We start from the raw sequence: 18617 nt of genomic DNA on the forward strand, positions 1-18617 counted from the left end.
GATCTAGAATGCAGGCGCTTCGGAGGAAAAACTGTCGCTGCGCCAATCATAGCGGCGGTGCTGCTCCCACGGTCTCTGCGTCGATGGAAACGACCTCACGACGCGCATGCGCTGAGGCTGCGCCGCGTCGGCATAAACCTCGATCGCGCCGGTCTGCCGCAAGGTTCTGCCTGTCACGAGCAGCGTCTTGCCCGACGAACAGGCCGGCAACGCCCGCCTCGTTGCGGCCACCACTAGGTCGACGCGGCCGCACAGGTCTGCAAAGGCGTCCGGCGCTTCAACCACGGCAATTGTCCAGCCTTCCCTGCTTACACCGACGCACCACTCGCCCTTGCGACAAGTAAATGCGCCCCGCTTGGCCGCAACCAGATAAGACACCGCGTCCCCACTCGCCATTCTGCCGGCAGGCTGAGGGCCTGGCACGGTCCGCGCTCGGCGGTCGACGCCCTCCTTGGAGAGGCGGCCTGCAGCGGACGCGTTGACCGGGGCAATATGGCTTTCGAGGGCAAGTGCCCGTTGCCATTGCGAGAAGATGAACTCGGGTGGCCGCGCCTTGTTGGTGGCGATCGCCTCGCCGGTGATCAGGCCGACGAGTTGTCCGTCTTCGGAGATCGCAATCGAGGGCAGTTCTGCCTGGCGTTCCAGTGCCACGGACAACCCGCCCATGACGATCAGCGCCGCGCCGGCGAAAGCGAGCCGGGTTCTGAGCACGCAGAGCAATACGCCGCCGAATGCGAGCAGGAAGAACCCTGTGAGGCCGATGCGGCCAGTGACCCACTCACCGTCGAGTGTCGCCACATAGCGCGCGACCGCAAGCATCCAATCCAGCCCCTGCCCCATGACCACCAAGGGGTAATATTCGAGCCCGAAGGGCATGAGAAGCATAGCGAAGAGTCCGAAGGGCATGATGAGAATGCCGATCAGCGGTGTCGTCAGGACATTGGCGAGCAGTCCGTAGGCGGGCAACCGCTGGAAATGCGCTGCTGCATAGACGGCAGTGGCCAACCCGCCGATGAGCGACGTCGCGACCGTGGCCACGACGGGACCGGAAACCTGGCCGAGGCTCCGCCAAGAGCTCCTTTCCTCTGCATTCCGCAGCCGATGGTCGCGCCAGCGAGCGTAGCCGGCCACGAGCGCCAGCGTCGCGGCAAAAGACATCTGAAAACCGGGACCGGCAACGGCCGAGGGCGACCACGCAATGATGATCAGAGCGGCAAGCGCGACATTGCGCAGGCTGATCGAGACTCGGTCGAAAAGAACGGCGACAAGCATGATCGAGATCATGATCCAGGATCTGAGCGCCGACACTGCACCGCCGGAAATCAGAATATAAAGGAAGACCATGGTGAGCGCGCCTGTGGCCGCGTATTTCTTGATCGGGCGCTTCGCCGCCAGGCCGGGAACCAGGCTCAGCAGGGTTCGTGCACCGATGAGAAAGGTGCCCGCCGCCAGCACCATATTGAGCCCGGAAATCGCCAGGACGTGGGAAAGGCCGGCGGCCCGCAGCGTCTCGACCGTTTCCCGGCTGATGGCACGCTCCTCGCCGGTCACCAATGCGGCAGCGATGGCGCCGGTGTCGCCGCCGATTGCCGCCCGAATCCGATTGCCCACCCCTTCGCGCAAAGCCGCAAGGCGGGCGTCCATCTGCAACGAGAGCGACAGATCGCCGTTGCCGTCCGCCGGCCTGCGCGGCGCACCGTAGAAAAAGCCGACGGCGCCCACGCCCTTGAAATAGGCACCGAAGGCGAAATCGTTGGGGCCCGGCAGCGCCGGTCCGGACGGCGGCGAGAGACGAACCTTGCCTTCGATGGCCGCGCCGATGGCGAAGGGCTCGTGGCGACTGCGGGCCACCAGCGTCGCCTGCCCGGGCGGCTTGCGGAGCTTCGGCTCGGAGGTGCCGACGATCTCGACCAGGTAGCGCCACCGCCCCTTGTCGTCCGGCTCGCGCGAGAGCACGGTGCCGCGCAGGTTCGTCGTCACCGGGCCATCAAGGACGATCGTGTCGACACGGCGCGTTTCGATCACCGCAAGCAGCATGCCAGCGACAAGGATTGCTGGCGCGAGCAGGAGCGGCCGCCACGCACGCAGTTTCCCCCGGCATAGCAATGTAGATATGCCGAAAACGCAAAGCAGCGGTGCGAGTTTGGCAAGTCCGACGTTCTCCGGCAGCGAAAACCAGATAAGCGCCCCGAGCGCCAGAAGCACCGGAACCAACGCAAAGCCATGGCCGAAATCGTCTTCCTCGCGCAGCATCGCGCGCAGAGAACCAGCAACGGCGGCTGCTGGAAAACGAAAGGGGCTGACAGAAGAGCGGCGATCGAGCCTTGCGAGGGGAGCTGTGTGCGCCTTGATCTGCGGGTTTTCGCGAGTATCGACGACCAAGTCGGCGGCTGACAGGCTCCATGCGCCGCGCTCCGCGTCGCGCATCACTGCCGGTCCCTCCCCCTCCCGCATTTCGCCCTGCTCTGCCCCCTCTGGCCGCCCGCACCGATCCTGCAACCAAAGGAACCTTATTGCAATCGCAAGACTATCTGCCGAAAAAATAGGCAGATCTGAACTGACCTGCCTGAACCGTGAGATTAGCGATCATTGATCTTTGCGGATATATTGCCATACCATGCGATTGTTGCGCCGCCATATGCACATTTTCGCATCGCACAATTTGCCTTTCGTACAGCTTGGCAGTCGAAAGTAAATCATATAGCAAATTCGCAACGCTTAATTTGGTGGCCAGGACGACGTGCCACAGCGCCAAAAGACGGAGGGTCCCATGTCAGGAACAAGCGCGACAATCTCAATCGATGGAAAAGCAGCGGACCTGCCAGTGAGATCGGGATCGATCGGCCCGGACGTGGTGGATATCGGCTCGCTTTACAAGCAGACCAAGATGTTTACCTACGACCCTGGCTTCACGTCAACGGCATCGTGTGAATCCAAGATCACCTATATCGACGGCGACGAGGGCGTGCTGCTGCATCGCGGCTACCCGATCGAACAGTTGGCCGATCACGGCGACTTCCTGGAAGTCTGCTATCTTCTTCTGTACGGCGAACTGCCGACGAAGGCGCAGAAGGACGACTTCGACTATCGCGTGACGCATCACACGATGATTCACGAACAGATGTCGCGGTTCTTCACCGGCTTCCGCCGCGACGCTCACCCGATGGCCGTCATGTGCGGCTGCGTCGGCGCTTTGTCGGCCTTCTATCACGACTCCACCGACATCACCGACCCGCATCAGCGCATGGTCGCGTCGCTGCGCATGATCGCCAAGATGCCGACGATTGCGGCAATGGCCTACAAGTACCACATCGGCCAGCCCTTCGTTTACCCGAAGAACGACCTCGACTACGCCTCGAACTTCCTGCGCATGTGCTTTGCCGTGCCCTGCGAGGAATATGTGGTGAACCCTGTCCTGTCGCGGGCGATGGATCGCATCTTCATCCTGCACGCTGACCACGAGCAGAACGCCTCGACCTCGACCGTGCGTCTCGCCGGCTCGTCGGGCGCAAACCCGTTCGCCTGCATCGCCGCCGGCATTGCCTGCCTCTGGGGTCCCGCGCACGGCGGCGCCAACGAAGCGGCCCTCAACATGCTCGCCGAGATCGGCTCGGTCGACCGTATCCCGGAATATATCGCCAAGGCGAAGGACAAGAACGATCCGTTCCGCCTGATGGGCTTCGGCCACCGCGTCTACAAGAACTATGATCCGCGCGCCAAGATCATGCAGAAGACGACCCATGAGGTGCTCGCTGAGCTCGGCCACAAGGACGATCCGCTCCTGGAAGTCGCGATGGAACTCGAGCGCATCGCGCTGACGGACGAGTACTTCATTGAAAAGAAGCTCTATCCGAACATCGACTTCTATTCCGGCATCACGCTGAAGGCGCTGGGTTTCCCCACCACGATGTTCACGGTGCTCTTCGCGCTTGCCCGCACCGTTGGGTGGATCGCCCAGTGGAACGAGATGATCGAGGATCCGGAACAGCGCATCGGGCGTCCGCGTCAGCTCTATATCGGCGCGCCGCTGCGCGACTACGTGCCGATCTCCAAGCGTTGAAGCGCCCACCTCGAAGCGAAAAGCCCGGTCAGGACTGGCCGGGCTTTTTCTTTTGGAGAAAGTTCATGACGATTTCCGCCGCTTTCTCGCCCGGAGGGCTGTCGGTCGCCATGCGCTGCTGCACGAGAGCGAAGCCATCGAGCATCGCAGCGCGCTGCGGCGTGTCGCTCGATAGCCTCTCGAACCAGCGCGTCAGTGTCCCTGGCCGAATGGCCTTGTTGAAATATTCGGGAACAATCGGAAAGTCTGCGATGAGGTTCGGCAGTGCCGCCGTCCATATCCGGATCTTTTCATGGAGGAGCGTGACGAGCCAGTCCGCACGATAGGTCGAAACGACCGGGACACCCGCGAGCGCCAATTCGAGGATGACCGTGCCTGACGCCGCGATTGCCGCGTCCGCCTCGCCGAATGCCCGCCACTTCATTTCCGGATCAACGGTTATTTCCGGCTGGATTTTCCAGGATGCGGTCAATTCCCGCACGCGATGTTCCTGGCGCGGGACGGTCGGCAGCAGGAAACGCGTGCCCGGGTTGCGTGCAGCAATCTCCGCAACGGCCTCCGCGAAAACCGGCAGCAGGCGGCTGATTTCGCTCGCGCGCGATCCCGGAAGCAGCAGGCAGGTCTTGCCCCCTTGCCCCCGCCCCGTTTGCAGCCTCTGACGCCGGTGTTCCCGAACCGCGAGCAGGTTGGCGTCCGACGCCAGCCGGTGGCCGACATAGCTGGTCGGCGGGCCGCCGAGCGTCGCCATCACCGCCGGCTCGAAGGGAAGCACGGCAAGCACATGGTCGACATAGCCGAGCATCCGGGGCGCCCGCTCGGGCTTCCAGGCCCAGACGCTCGGACAGACATAGTCGATGATCGGCATGTCCGGCATTGCGTCGCGCACCTGCCGCGCGACGCGATGGGTAAAATCGGGGCTGTCGATGATGACGAGCGCATCCGGGCGCGCCGCCACGATGGCGCGGGCCGTTTGTCTGATGCGCAAAAGAAGCTTCGGCAGACGCGCCAGGACCTGCGAGAAGCCCATGATCGACAGTTCGCTGTAGTCGAACAGCGAGACAAGTCCCTCGGCCTCCAGCGCATCGCCGCCGACGCCGACGAGTTCGATCGGCGCGCCCATCCGCCCCTTGAGCGTCCGCACCAGATCGGCGCCGAGCAGATCTCCGGAAACCTCCCCGGCTATCACCGCCAGCCGATATTTCCGGCCGTTCATCGCGCCCGCTCCCGGGCGTCGCGCTCGATTCCAAGAACGAAGAGGCCGCGGCGGTTCGCCGTCTCGATAACGGTCGACCGTTCGAGGACCAGTGCACGCCCGGCCTCGACCGCTATGCCGGCGAGCCCCGCGGCGGCGGCGCCTGCCACGGTCGAGGGCCCGATCGACGGGAGATCGGCCCGTTCGTCCTGCTGCGGTTTGCAGAGCTTAACGAGAACGCCGCGACGGCGGCTCGATAGGCGGCCATCGGCCTTGAGTTCGGCGACCCGCGCCAGCATTGCGTCCGTTCCTTCGGCGCCCTCCAGGGCCACCACCCTGCCCCCGACGGCGACGGCGCCCTGCCCGACGTCAAGCGCTCCGAGCGCGTTGGCGGCGGCAATCCCCGCCTCGATGTCGCGCCGATCCTCGTCCGCCGGCGCGTGTTCTCCGATGGGGCCGGCATTGGCAAGCAGATCGGGAACCACCTCGTGCGCGCCGATCACTCGGGCGCCGCTTGCCTCGATAAGATCCATCGCCATGCGCAGCACGGCATCATCGCCGCCGGATACCAGCGTCCTCAGGACACTCGGTACTTTTGCGAGCGTTTTCAGCGTCGGCCGGATGTCGCGCCAATCTGGCCGCCTTTGGACCGATCCGGACAGCACGACCCGATCGATCCCCTCCGCCGCAAAGGCTTTGCTGATCGCGGCGAAGTCGCCGATGGCCAGCGTCGCGTGGTCGAAGCCGCTCCAGTCGCCATCCGCCTCTCGCGAAAGCGCTATGACGAACGGATCTTCGCCCTGCCTGCGGGCCGCCTCTGCAACATGGTGGGGAAGCGCACCGGCGCCGGCAATGATGGCAAGCCTGCCGCTGCTGCGCGGCAGGTGCGACGCGGCCATGGCCCTCAACCCTTACCGCCGCGATTGGGCGATGAAAGTGCGCGGTCGCTTTCCGCAACGATGAAATCGAGAATCTCCAAAGCCGGCGGGCAGTCGAGATATTCGCCGCGAATCGCAGCCGCGTTGGCGCGGATCGATTCCGGTCCCTCGAAGATCTGCTTGTAGCAGCGGCGCACCGCATGGATGACCGGGCGATCGATGCCGGCGCGCGTCATGCCGACGACGTTGAGGCCGCTCAGCACGCCCGGGTTGCCGTTGAGCATGCCATAGGGAATGACGTCGTAGCTGACGGCCGACAGCCCGCCGATAAAGGCCTGCTTGCCGACCCGGGTGAACTGATGAACGGCCGAGCCGCCGCCGAGAATGGCGCGATCCTCGACGGTCACATGACCGGCAAGCATCACGTTGTTCGACAGGATGATGTTGTTCCCGAGCCGGCAGTCATGCGCCACATGCGAATAGGCGAGGAACAGGTTGTTGTTGCCGACGACGGTCGTCCCGCCATGTTCGACGGTGCCGGTATTCATCGTCACGCCTTCGCGGATCGTGCAGTTCTCGCCGATTACGAGAGTCGTATCCACGGCGCTGTGATGCACGCTCTGGGAATCACCGCCGATGACCGCCCCGGGGAAGATCTTCGTGCCCTTGCCGATCGTCGTGCGCCCGCTCACGACCACATGGCTCAGGAGCTCGATATCGTCGCCTAGAACGGCGTTCGGCCCGATATGGCAAAACGGGCCGACCTTGACGTTCTCGCCGATCACCGCGCCGTCTTCGACAACGGACGCCGGGTGGATCTTGGCACTTGATGCAATCATGTTCAGGCGTCTTCCTTGCTGACAATCATCGCGCCGATATCAGCTTCCGCGACAAGTTGCCCGTCAACTTTTGCGTCACAGTGAAACTTCCAGATATTGCCCCGCTGCTTCTGCTTGGTGACATGGAACTCGACACGGTCGCCCGGCACCACGGGCTTGCGGAAGCGCGCGTTGTCGATCGTCATGAAGTAGACGAGATTGCTGCCGATGCCCGTTTTGCGGGCGCAGATGGCACCCGCCGTCTGGGCCATGCCCTCGATCAGCAGCACGCCCGGCATGATCGGCTTTTCCGGGAAATGGCCGGTGAAATGCGGCTCGTTCGCCGTCACGTTCTTGATGCCTATCGCCGAATTGTCGTCATCGATCTCGATGATGCGGTCGACGAGCAGGAACGGATAGCGGTGGGGAAGAAGTCTGAGGATCTCCTGAAGGTCTGCCGTGCCGAGAACTGTCGCAGCGTCATTCATCCTTGCCACCCTTTTTCTTATGCCTTTCGCTTGAGCGCATGGCGATTTCCGCGATCTCCCGCAGGAAGTCGCGCATCGGCCGCGCCGGAATTCCGCCGTATCGCTCACCCGCCGGAACGTCGCTCGCCACACCGCTCATCGCGGCGATCTGTGCTCCATCTCCAATCGTGATGTGTCCGTTGACGCCGGCATTGCCGCCGATCATTACGCCGTCGCCGATGCGTGTGCTGCCGGCGATGCCGACCTGGCTGACGATGCCGCAGTAGCGGCCGATGCGGACGTTGTGACCGATCTGCACGAGATTATCGATCTTCGTGCCCTCGCCGATCACCGTGTCGTCCATCGTGCCCCGATCGACCGTCGTATTGGCTCCGATCTCCACATGGTCCTGGATGATCACGCGGCCGACCTGAACGATCTTGATCATCCCGCCCTTCGGACCAGGTGCATAGCCGAAGCCGTCCTGACCGATGCGCGCGCCGGGATGAATGATGACATTGTTGCCGATCAGCGCACAGAGGATGCTGGCGCCGGCCGAGATCGTGCAATCCCTGCCGATCCGAACACGGGGGCCGATGACCGCACCGGCGGCGATCCGCGTGCCGCTGCCGATCTCCGCACCGGCACCGATGACCGCCATCGGCTCTATCTCGACTCCAGGCTCGAGTCGCGCCGTCGGGTCGACGAAGGCTCCGGGCGCAATGCCCCGCCCGCTGGTGTTGAACGACGGACGCAGTGCCTCACCGTGCAGCAACGCGCCGGCGAGCGCGAAGGCCGTATGCGGCTTCTGGGTCAGGAGGACGGGAATATGGCCCGGAACGATCGAGGCGACGGCCTTGTCGCAGATGATCGCGGAAGCCTGGCAGCTCTCGAATTCATCCCGGCTCTTGCGCGACAGCATGTAGCAAATGTCGCCGGACTTGGCGCGATAGACCGGTGCCACCGTATGGATCGTACGATCGGCCGCGTCGGCATCAGAGAGCTCCGCCCCAAGCCGATCCGCGAGGTCACCCAGACGAATCCCTTCATGGGGCGGAAAAAACCAGTTCTGTTCCATGGACACTCCAGAACGATTTGGTGGCAGTTCTGGACTGCACTTATCAGAACGACGAGTTGATACCAAACTTGAAGTTCTGGACCTCGTCGAAGTCTTCCTTTGCAACCGGCACTGCGTAGTCCACGCGCAGCGGTCCGAACGGCGAAGCCCAGATCAGGCTGACGCCGACGGAAGCGCGCAGCGAGGCGTCCGTACCGCGGGCGAACTCGCCTGCTCCCGTCAGCTCCACGTCGTTGCCATAGAGCGTTCCGGCATCAACGAAGAAGGCACCACGGAAGCCGCTGTCACGCGGAATGCCCGGCAGCGGGAACGAGGCCTCGGCCGAGGCAGTGAAATAGGTCGTGCCGCCGAGTGCATCGCCATTGTTGACGCGCGGACCGATGCCATTGCGCTCGAAGCCGCGGATGTCATTGCTGCCCAGCTGGAACTGGTCGAACACTTCCATCGAGCCGGAGGTCTTGAAGAGGTGCCCGGCGCTACCGGCGAGCGAGGCGATGATGTCCGCTTCGTCGTTCACCGTGTAGTACCACTTGGCCTTACCCGTCAGCTTGTAGAAATCGGACGTGCCGCCGAGGCCGGCGAACTCCTGCGTAACCGAGGCGAGGATACCCTCATGCGGCAACTGAGCGTCGTCCAGCGTGTTGTAGGTGACCGACTGCGATACCGACGAACGTGTCCACGGGCTATCCTCGACCACGCGGTCATAGGGCGACGACAGCTCGTCCTGATCGCCGAAATATTCGAGCTCCGTGTAGTTGTAACGCAGCGTCGTCGACAGGTTCTCGGTGATCGGCGCGGTGACGCGCAGGCTGAAGCCCTGATCGTTGTAGCTGTAGTTGTCGTCGTCGTAGTCGTGCTCGTTCTTGAAGAGGTCAAAACCTGCGGCCAGGCGATAGCCGAGGAAGTAAGGCTCGGTGAACGAGACATTGTAGGTCTGGCTGTCTTCGCCCTTGCCGGCGGCCAGACGGATATATTGACCGCGTCCGAGGAAGTTCTTCTCTTCGATCGAGGCTTCGACGAGGAAGCCGCCGCCGCTGCCGGCGGCATAGCCGGCGCCGATGCCGAACGAACCGGTCGACTGGTCCTGCACGTCGACGACGACGATGACGCGGTCAGCCGCACTGCCCGGCTGGGTGGTGATGTTGACCGACGAGAAGTAGCCGAGGGCCTCGAGCCGGCGCTTGGCGCGGGCGATCATTTCCTGGTTGAAGGCGTCGCCTTCGCCGACATCGAATTCGCGGCGGATGACGTAGTCGCGCGTACGCGTATTGCCGCGGATCTCGATGCGCTCGACATAGGCGCGCTCGCCCTGGTCGACGAGATAGTCGACGGCAATCGTGTGATTGGCGAGATCGCGATTGCCGCGCGGCGTCACGCGGGCGAACGGATAGCCCGCCGAGGCGACACGCTTGGAGATCGCGCTCATCGTGTCCTGGATGTCCTTGGCCTTGTATACGGAGCCTTCATGGCTCTGCACGAGGCCTTTCAGCTCCTCCGCATTGATGCCCTCAACCGTCGACTCGACGTTGATGGCACCGAAGTCGTAGCGCGGACCTTCTTCGACAGTGATCGTCACCGTATATTCGTTGGTCGCCTCGTTGAGCGTTGCTTCGGACGAGATGATGTTGAAGTCGGCATAACCGCGATTGTAGTAGAATTGCCGCAGCAGCTCTTCGTCGGCACGCAGCTTGTCGGGGTTGTAGACGTCCTTGCGCGTCAGGAACGAGAAGATCCCGGATTCCTTGGTGGCAATCACCGACTGCAGGCGGCCGTCGCTGTAGGCCTCGTTGCCGACGAAATTGATCTGCGTGATCTTGGTGCGCTCGCCCTCGTTGATGACGAAGGCAAGGTTGACGCGGCCTTCGGCGATCGGCACGACCTGCGTCGTCACCGTCACGTCGCTGCGGCCGATGGCGGCATAGGCATCCTTGATGGCCTGGATATCAGTCTCGACGGTCGCCTCGCTGTAGGGACCGAGCGGCTGCGTGCGAACCACGCCCTGCAGCTTGTCGTCCTTGATCTTGCGGTTGCCGTTGAAGACGACCTGGTTGACGAGCTGATTCTCGCTGACATTCACGACGAGCGTGCCGCCGGAGATGCTGATGCTGACGTCGGAGAAATAGCCGGTTGCGTAGAGCCGCTTCACCGAAGCGTCGATATCCGCATTGCTGAAGCTCTTGCCGGGGACGATCGTGATGTTCGCGCGAACGGTTTCCGGGCTGACGCGCGTGGCGCCACGGACTTCAACACGATTGATGACCGCGGCCTGGGCGACCGACGCGCTCGCAACCAGTGCCGCACCGGTTCCTGTCGCAACCATGCTTGCCGACAGCGCAAACGCCGACACCGCGTTCAAAAACCTTGAACCAGCTTTCATTGCAATTCTTACCTTTTTCCAACGTCCCGCGGCAATTTCGTACCGACTCCGGTCACGGTTGCCGTTTTACCCGCTTTTCCCATACAAGCAAGCCAGCTCGTTAATTTCTGTTTACTTCAATTCGAACCGTGGCTTAACAGCCACTACGGCGTTGCGTTATCGTAAACAAATCGTTGCAAAGCAAGCTTGTGAAACTCGCTCGTCACAGCTTTCCCAAAAGTTCAGATCCCCTCGTCGGCGCCCGTCAGTGCTAACCGAACAGCCAGTTGATGTCGTTCCAGGCGGCAAAGACCGTGAGCATCAGCACCATGGCGAAACCGATCCGGAATGCGAGTTCCTGGGCCGCCGGGCCGACCGGCTTGCCGCGCAACGCCTCGACCGCATAGAACATGAGATGGCCGCCATCAAGCACCGGAACCGGCATGAGGTTAAGCAATCCTATCGAGACCGAGAGGACGGCGGCAAAATTGAGCACTTCGGCGATGCCGAGCTTTGCCATCTGGCCGGACATCTGCGCGATGCGGATCGGCCCACCCACCTGATCGGCATTCATGCGGCCGACAAAGAGATTCGACAGATAGTCGAACGTACCGGTGACGATCCGCCAGCTCTGCAAGGCGCCCTGCCCGACCGCTTCGAGCGGGCCGTAGGTCTCGACACGGAAGTTGCCGGCCTCCTGATTCGTGCCGATGCCGATCTTTCCCTCCTCGACCTTGTTGCCGAGCGGATCGACGGATTCGGTGCGTTGCGGCACCATGTCGAGGTCGACGGTGGCGCCTGCGCGCTCTATGCGGACCTTGATCGGGAGTTCCGGACGAACACTGACGTAACGGCGCACGTCGTCGAAGGTGGCGATAGGCTTGCCGTCGATCGAAATCAACTTGTCGCCCGGCAGGACCCCGGCCTTTTCGGCCGCACTGCCGGGTGCGACGAAGGCCACCACCGGATCGGCCACGGCGCGGCCATAGATCGAGAAGAGAACGGCAAAGATGGCGATCGCCAAGAGGAAGTTGGCGATCGGGCCGGCCGCGACGGTTGCAGCCCGTTTCCACAGCTTGGCGCCGAGAAAGGTGCGGGCGCGCTCTTCCGGCCTGATCGTTTCCAGCCGCCGGTAGTCGGGCGTGCTTGCCGCATCCTCGTCGCCGAAGAATTTCACATAGCCGCCAAGCGGGATCGCGCAGAATTTCCACCTCGTTCCGTGCCGATCCGTCCAGCCGAAGAGCTCCGGGCCGAAGCCGACGGAGAAGGCAACGATGCGAATTCCGGACCAGCGGCCCACGAGGTAGTGCCCCATCTCATGGACGAAGACCAGCAAGGTCAGGAGGAACAGGAAGGTGGGAATGGTGTATTGAAGATTGTCTAGCAGAAGGCTCATATCGATTCCTATCGCATCCGCGTTGTCGCCGCCGTCAGACTTTGGATGCCGCGCGATCTTACCCTTATTTCTACCGGGATTTAAGGAAGTATGCAGCAGCGCCGGATGCGATGACGGAAGTGTGAGGTGATTTCCGGGCTAGAGGCCCAACAGGACGGAGGCGAAGTTCTCGTTCCTTCCGCCGCCGAGCAGGAGTTGAACAAGGACCAGAAGCAGCGCCGCGACACTGGCGAAGATCAACCCGTCGACGCGGTCCATAACGCCGCCGTGACCAGGGATCAGATGGCTCGAATCTTTCACGCCGAAGCGCCGCTTCACGAAGGATTCGAACAGGTCCCCGATCTGGCTTGCAATGGAGAGCAACAGCGCCGCGACCGGCATGCGCGCGTCGTCGAGCGAGAAATGGGCCATGAAGACGGCGACCCCGGCAAGAACGCCGCAGATCGCGCCGCCGACCGCGCCCGACCAGGTCTTGCCGGGCGAGATCGCTGGAGCCAGCTTCGGACCTCCGACCGCCCGCCCGACGAAATAGGCGAAGATGTCCGTTCCCCAGACCACGGCAAACACGAAGAGCATCGCAATGAGGCCCAGATAGTCCGCGCCACGGATCGCCGCCAGCGATATGCTTGTCAATCCGGCATAGGCGACGCCGGCCGGCAGCCACCAGCTCGTCCTCTTGATCAGCACCCAGAGAGTGGAAAGGACGATGCTGCCGGCAAGCACCGGCAGGCTGTAGGGCATATAGTCCATCAGCACCAAGGCGGCGATGACGGCCTGCGACAGCCAGCCGAGGGCATTGCCCTGGAAATCCCGCTCGGCAAGCTTGGTGATCGTCGACCATTCGTAATAGACGAGCAGGCCGATTGCGATAGACAGAAGCTGGAAGGCAAAGCCTCCGGCCCAGGTGGCACCGAGGGTTATCGCAGCAAGCACAATGCCCGATGCGATGCGGAGTTTGAGCTCTCTCTGCATCAGGACCCGACCGCCAAAGTCGGTTGCGGCAGCCCGCCGAACCGGCGTTCGCGGGAGGCATATTTCTCGATGGCGGCGACGAATGTCTCGCGCGTGAAGTCCGGCCAGAGTTCGGGAACGAACAGCAATTCGGAATAGGCCCCCTGCCAGAGCAGAAAGTTTGAAAGACGCTCCTCGCCGCTCGTCCGCAGGATGAGATCAGGGTCCGGAATGCCGGCGGTGTCGAGCGCCGCCGCTATGCGGTCGACGGTAATATCGTCCGGGTGAAGGCGGCCGGCCGCCACCTCTTCTCCAAGACGCCGCATCGCTCTCGCCAATTCGTCGCGGGCGCCGTAGTTGAACGCGATCACAAGCGTGATCCCGGTGTTGGCGATCGTCGTCTCCTCGGCCTCGAGCAGGAGCGGCAGGATGTCGCCGCCCAAGTTGCCCCGGTCGCCGATGACGCGGATACGGACGTTTTCGCGGTGAAGGTCCGCGAGATCCCGGCGGATGAAGGCCTTGAGCAGGCCCATGAGATCGCTGACCTCGTCTTCCGGCCTGCTCCAGTTCTCGGAAGAGAATGCGAACAGCGTCAGATAGCGGATGCCGAGCTCGGCGGCAGTCTTGACGGCACCGCGCACCGCCTCGACGCCCTTGCGGTGTCCCATGGTGCGGGGCAGTCCACGCGCGTTCGCCCAACGACCGTTGCCGTCCATTATGATGGCGACGTGAGCCGGCACGTTTGTGGGAACGAAATCTTGCATGGGCCGTCCGAAACTAGAGACTCGATTTTTCCGCGGTCAGACCTGCATGATTTCCTTTTCCTTCTCCGCGAGCAAGCGGTCGATTTCGGAAATCACTTCGTCGGTCATCTTTTGCACCCGCTCGGACTGAGCACGGCTCTCGTCCTGGCCGATGTCACCATCCTTTTCGGCTTTTTTCAGGCCGTCCATGCCGTCTCGGCGGACGTGGCGCACGGCCACTTTGCTCTTCTCGGCATAGTCGTGGGCGACCTTGACGAGGGACTTGCGGCGTTCCTCGTTCAGCTCCGGCAACGGAATGCGCAGATTCTGCCCATCGATGATCGGGTTGAGACCAAGATTGGACTCCCGGATCGCCCGATCCACGGCGCCGACCATCGACTTGTCCCAAACGGAAACCGAGAGCATCCGCGCCTCCGGGACGGTGATGTTGGCGACTTGGTTCAGGGGCATGCGCGAACCGTAGGCTTCGACGGTCACCGGATCGAGAACGTTCGCGGATGCACGACCGGTCCGCAGCGATGCGATGTCGTGCTTGAAAGCGGCGATCGCTCCGTCCATGCGGCGCTTCAATTCCTTCAGATCCACACCTTCACTCATGGTTCAGACTCCCATTTCTTCATCTCGGCGGCCGTCCCGGCCTCTGCAGATTATCAATTATCAGACACGATGGTGGCACGACCGCCACCGGTCAATATGTCCGCGAAGCCGCCCTTCTCATGGATCGAGAACACGACGATTGGAATGGCATTTTCCCGCGCCAGTGCCACGGCAGCAACGTCCATGACGGCGAGCCCCTTCTCGAGAACTTCGCTGTGGGTCAGGCGGTCGAAGCGCGTCGCGGACGGGTCCTTCTTCGGATCGGCGGAATAGATGCCGTCGACCTGAGTGCCCTTGAAGATCGCCTCGGCGCCCATCTCGGCGGCGCGGAGCGCCGCTGCGGAATCCGTCGTGAAGAAGGGATTGCCCGTGCCACCGGCGAAGATCACGACGCGGCCGAGCGAAAGGTGATAGAGCGTGGCGCGCTGCGAGAAGCTCTCGCAGATCTCCGGCATGGCGATCGCCGACAGCACCACCGTATCGATATCGAGCTTGCGCAGCGACGTCGCCAGCGCAAGCGCATTGATGACGGTCGCCAACATGCCCATGTGGTCGCCTGTCACCCGGTCGCCGCCCTTCGAGGCGACGGCGACGCCGCGGAAGATGTTGCCGCCACCGACGACGACACCGACTTCGACACCCATGGCCCGCGCCTCGGCAATGTCCGAGGCGATACGGTCGGCGACGGCGACGTCGATGCCGAAACCCTGGCTTCCCATCAAGGCTTCACCGGAGGCTTTGAGAAGAACGCGCTTGTAGATTGGCTTGGCCGACATCATCACTCCTGAGCAGATCGGCACGCATGGGCGACAGGCGCACACAGCGGCATGAGGACAATTCGTCTTGCGTGGTATCGACCGCCCCTGGCACAGCCCCGGCGGGTCCGCCGCAATAACGCATGCCGGATACACGAAGGGCACCGCGTTGTCACGCGATGCCCCCAGCTTTTCCCAATTGGAAAGAAGAAATCAACCCTTTGCGGCTGCTGCGACTTCCGCCGCGAAATCGGACTCTTCCTTCTGAACGCCTTCGCCGAGCAGCAGACGTGCGATACCGGCAACTTCGATCGGCGCACCGACGGTCTTCTCGGCTTCCTTGATCGCCGCCTCGACCGTCTGGTCGGGGTTCATGACAAAAGCCTGCGACAGGAGCGCAACTTCCTCGAAGAACTTGCGCATGCGGCCGTCGACCATCTTCTCGATGATGTTGTCCGGCTTGCCGGAAGCGCGCGACTGTTCGATGAAGACGTTGCGCTCACGCTCGGCGACGGCCGGGTCGATCTCGCTCGGGCGAACGGCAAGCGGGTTGGTCGCGGCGACGTGCATCGCAACCTGACGGCCGATCGCATTCAGCGCTTCCTTGTCGCCGGTCGACTTCAGAGCAACCAGCACGCCGAGCTTGCCGATGCCGTCGCCGGCGGCGTTGTGGATGTAGGTCGCAACTACGCCGTCCTCAACCTTGAGGAGGGCGGCACGGCGCAGCGTCATGTTTTCGCCGATCGTCGCGATGGCGTCCTTGATCGTATCCTCGACGGACTTGCCGGTTGCCGGATAGGCCGCCCTGGCGACAGCCTCAACAGTGCCTTCGGTACCCAGCGCGACATTGGCGACGCCGCGGACGAGGTCCTGGAAAGCGTCGTTGCGGGCCACGAAGTCGGTCTCGGAGTTGATTTCGACGACAACGGCCGTGTTGCCGGCACTGGCGATGCCGATGAGGCCTTCGGCAGCCGTGCGGCCGGACTTCTTGTCGGCCTTGGCAATGCCCTTGGCGCGCAGCCAGTCGATGGCGGCTTCCATGTCGCCGTTGGTCTCGGCCAGCGCCTTCTTGCAATCCATCATGCCTGCGCCGGTCTTTTCGCGCAGATCCTTCACCATTGCGGCAGTAACAGTCATCTTCTTGCCTCTTTGTCTGTTTCGCTGGCGCGCCAATCGCGGGTGGCGCCGTGCCAGTGGGTTTGGCAGGGAATGGCCCTTCAGTGTGACATCGTTATGACGCTGCCGTCGCGATGCTTGCGCGGGCAAAAACGTCTGCCCGACCGCACCATTCCTCGCTGAAAAAGAACAAGGCCGTTCAGATTTTCATCACAAACGGCCTCGTCCCGATATTTCATGGGTACGGCAGCCACGTATCGGCTGCCGTGGGCCAGATCAGGCTTCGGACGATTCGTCGAGAGCCGGCTCGACCGGTGCCTCTTCGGCTGCGCCGAGGTCACGGCCGGCAGCGCCCTGCTGACGGGCAATGCCGTCGATGGCAGCACGGGCGATGAGATCGCAATAGAGAGCGACCGCGCGCGATGCGTCATCGTTGCCCGGGATCGGGTAGTCGATCTGGTCCGGATCGCAGTTGGAGTCGATGACGGCGACGACCGGAATACCAAGGCGCTTGGCTTCTTCGATCGCAATCGATTCCTTGTTGGTGTCGATGATGAACATCAGGTCCGGCGTGCCGCCCATGTCGCGGATACCGCCAAGCGCCCGGTTCAGCTTCTCGCGCTCACGCTCGAGGTTCAGACGCTCCTTCTTGGTGAAGCCGGAAGCTTCGGATGCGAGGATTTCGTCGAGCTTGCGCAGGCGCTGGATCGAGTTCGAGATCGTCTTCCAGTTGGTCATCATGCCGCCGAGCCAGCGAGCATTGACGTAATACTGGGCGGAGCGCTTGGCAGCGTCGGCGATGATCTCGGAGGCCTGGCGCTTGGTGCCGACGAAGAGCACGCGTCCGCCATTGGCAACGGTGTCGCTGACGACCTGCAGGGCGCGCGACAGCATCGGAACGGTCTGGGCGAGGTCGATGATGTGAACGTTGTTACGATCGCCGAAGATGTACGGCTTCATCTTCGGGTTCCAGCGGTGCGTCTGGTGGCCGAAGTGCACGCCTGCTTCGAGAAGCTGGCGCATGGTAAAGTCAGGCAATGCCATGCCTTTTTCTCCTTTTCCGGTTGAACCTCCGCAAGGCGTCGAACGCATCTAGATGCGCCCACCGGCGGAACAATCCGGATTTCTCCCGGAAAATCCCATGCCTCACGTGTGGAATGGGCAGCCCCATAGCTGCAACTGCCCGATAAATCAAGTCAGCAAGTCAGTTTTTTGCCGCGACTGCTCTGCACAGCTCCGGCGATGGCCGCTACTTGCACTCTTCCGCGTTGAAGACTTCGAGATCGGCAAGCTTGCCGCTGAGCACGAAGTCACCATAGTCCATCGTCAGGTCGCGGGTGACACCATTCTCGTAGAGCTTGAAGGACATGCGGTAGATTGGCAAAGCGTCGCCGCTCGCCTCGTCGTTGAAATAGGAGATCGTCACCGGCCAATAGCTTTCACCGGCGAGCTTGCCCGCCTTGCCGGCGTCCGCATCGTCGGGGGCGGGCTTGCGCGGCTTGCCGACGAAGGTCGAGGTGATCAGCGTCTTGTCACCCGAATCGGACCCGTCGAAGATGCGGGATTCGAAAAGGCCCTCGCCGCGCTTGGCCCGCTCGATCACCTCCAGCATATGCTCGGTCGGGAAGCGGCTTTGGGCGAGCGCTACCTCGCGTTTGTCAGGCGCCGTCAGTTCCACCTTGACGCCGGACTTGTCGTCGTGAGCGTTGCCGCGCACTTCCTTGTCCAGCTTCTCGTCGGTGAAGGAGCGGGTGAGAAAGCGAAAGCTCCTGTTCTTCAAGTCCTCGTAGGTGGTGGTCTGCTGATCGGTCAGGCGAACTTCCTCGCCGGTATCGACCTGGGTGACGAAGCGGAAGCTCACTGTATATCCCTCGCAAGCCGACCCATTGAACTCATAGACCATGCGTCCATACATGCCGGTGATGCCGGAGCGATCGGAGGCATTCTTCAGTTCGAGATCGTAGACGGCGCGGTGCGGCGTCAATGCGGCCGCATAGGCACCGCCAGCCACGGTCACGGCGGCGAGGCAGACGCTCCCCAGAGCGAGAAGACCAAAGCCTTTACGAAACATCCGTTTCCTCCTGTTGGACTCGCCGGCAATGGGATAAACAAACATTCGGCAGAAGCGAGGCAGATCCGGTCCGTGCCTGTCGCGATCCCTGCTTCGCATGCAGGATTTTAACACAAAA

At 62.6% G+C, this 18617-nt stretch carries 16 protein-coding genes; 1 reads left to right on the top strand and 15 read right to left on the bottom strand.

Translation table 11 applies throughout. The features are described 5' to 3' along the window. Positions 1-3 precede the first annotated feature (3 nt). Positions 4-2427: a ComEC/Rec2 family competence protein gene (locus tag CO656_RS19595; protein ID WP_179864802.1), complete on the bottom strand. Its 2424-nt coding sequence runs from the start codon at positions 2425-2427 to the stop codon at positions 4-6. Positions 2428-2770: 343 nt separating this feature from the next. Between CO656_RS19595 and gltA the strand changes: the two genes are divergently transcribed. Then, on the top strand, positions 2771-4060 hold the full coding sequence (gene gltA / locus CO656_RS19600) for a citrate synthase (protein ID WP_037422981.1): 1290 nt from the start codon (positions 2771-2773) through the stop codon (positions 4058-4060). Positions 4061-4088: 28 nt separating this feature from the next. On the opposite strand, the gene lpxB is transcribed toward gltA, so the two are convergent. From lpxB to CO656_RS19670, 14 genes are all read right to left on the bottom strand, one after another. Then, the gene (gene lpxB / locus CO656_RS19605; RefSeq protein ID WP_097526826.1) at positions 4089-5273 is read right to left on the bottom strand and encodes a lipid-A-disaccharide synthase; all 1185 of its coding nucleotides are present in this window, start codon (positions 5271-5273) and stop codon (positions 4089-4091) included. Beyond that, positions 5270-6151 carry an LpxI family protein gene (locus tag CO656_RS19610; protein ID WP_037422989.1) on the bottom strand — a complete coding sequence of 294 codons (882 nt, stop codon included), beginning with the start codon at positions 6149-6151 and terminating at the stop codon, positions 5270-5272. Before CO656_RS19610 ends, lpxB begins: the two co-directional genes overlap by 4 nt. A gap of 5 nt (positions 6152-6156) precedes the next feature. Next, entirely contained in the window at positions 6157-6975 is an 819-nt protein-coding gene (gene lpxA / locus CO656_RS19615; protein WP_179864803.1) for an acyl-ACP--UDP-N-acetylglucosamine O-acyltransferase, read from the bottom strand. Continuing rightward, the gene (gene fabZ / locus CO656_RS19620) at positions 6972-7436 is read right to left on the bottom strand and encodes a 3-hydroxyacyl-ACP dehydratase FabZ (RefSeq protein ID WP_012707899.1); all 465 of its coding nucleotides are present in this window, start codon (positions 7434-7436) and stop codon (positions 6972-6974) included. The genes lpxA and fabZ overlap by 4 nt, the downstream gene beginning before the upstream one ends. Next, the gene (gene lpxD / locus CO656_RS19625) at positions 7429-8493 is read right to left on the bottom strand and encodes a UDP-3-O-(3-hydroxymyristoyl)glucosamine N-acyltransferase (RefSeq protein ID WP_097526828.1); all 1065 of its coding nucleotides are present in this window, start codon (positions 8491-8493) and stop codon (positions 7429-7431) included. Before lpxD ends, fabZ begins: the two co-directional genes overlap by 8 nt. Positions 8494-8536: 43 nt before the next feature. Further along, positions 8537-10870, bottom strand: coding sequence for an outer membrane protein assembly factor BamA (gene bamA / locus CO656_RS19630; protein WP_097526829.1), 2334 nt, complete (start codon positions 10868-10870; stop codon positions 8537-8539). A gap of 250 nt (positions 10871-11120) precedes the next feature. Continuing rightward, entirely contained in the window at positions 11121-12245 is a 1125-nt protein-coding gene (gene rseP, locus CO656_RS19635) for an RIP metalloprotease RseP (RefSeq protein ID WP_037423001.1), read from the bottom strand. A gap of 138 nt (positions 12246-12383) precedes the next feature. Continuing rightward, on the bottom strand, positions 12384-13217 hold the full coding sequence (locus CO656_RS19640; protein WP_037423003.1) for a phosphatidate cytidylyltransferase: 834 nt from the start codon (positions 13215-13217) through the stop codon (positions 12384-12386). Continuing rightward, entirely contained in the window at positions 13217-13960 is a 744-nt protein-coding gene (locus tag CO656_RS19645) for an isoprenyl transferase (protein ID WP_097526830.1), read from the bottom strand. Before CO656_RS19645 ends, CO656_RS19640 begins: the two co-directional genes overlap by 1 nt. Before the next feature lie 36 nt (positions 13961-13996). Beyond that, on the bottom strand, positions 13997-14557 hold the full coding sequence (gene frr, locus CO656_RS19650; protein ID WP_037423008.1) for a ribosome recycling factor: 561 nt from the start codon (positions 14555-14557) through the stop codon (positions 13997-13999). Between the two features lie 53 nt (positions 14558-14610). Continuing rightward, on the bottom strand, positions 14611-15333 hold the full coding sequence (gene pyrH, locus CO656_RS19655; protein WP_037423036.1) for a UMP kinase: 723 nt from the start codon (positions 15331-15333) through the stop codon (positions 14611-14613). A 192-nt stretch (positions 15334-15525) separates the two neighbouring features. Further along, the gene (tsf, locus tag CO656_RS19660; protein ID WP_037423011.1) at positions 15526-16449 is read right to left on the bottom strand and encodes a translation elongation factor Ts; all 924 of its coding nucleotides are present in this window, start codon (positions 16447-16449) and stop codon (positions 15526-15528) included. A gap of 255 nt (positions 16450-16704) precedes the next feature. Further along, positions 16705-17472 carry a 30S ribosomal protein S2 gene (gene rpsB / locus CO656_RS19665; protein WP_014328193.1) on the bottom strand — a complete coding sequence of 256 codons (768 nt, stop codon included), beginning with the start codon at positions 17470-17472 and terminating at the stop codon, positions 16705-16707. A 205-nt stretch (positions 17473-17677) separates the two neighbouring features. Then, a complete protein-coding gene (locus CO656_RS19670) occupies positions 17678-18499 on the bottom strand; it encodes a cell envelope integrity EipB family protein (RefSeq protein WP_037423014.1) in 822 nt (273 codons plus the stop codon). Positions 18500-18617 lie beyond the last annotated feature (118 nt).

This window comes from Sinorhizobium sp. FG01 (genome assembly GCF_002531875.1).
In the GTDB taxonomy this organism is placed as follows: domain Bacteria; phylum Pseudomonadota; class Alphaproteobacteria; order Rhizobiales; family Rhizobiaceae; genus Sinorhizobium; species Sinorhizobium fredii_C.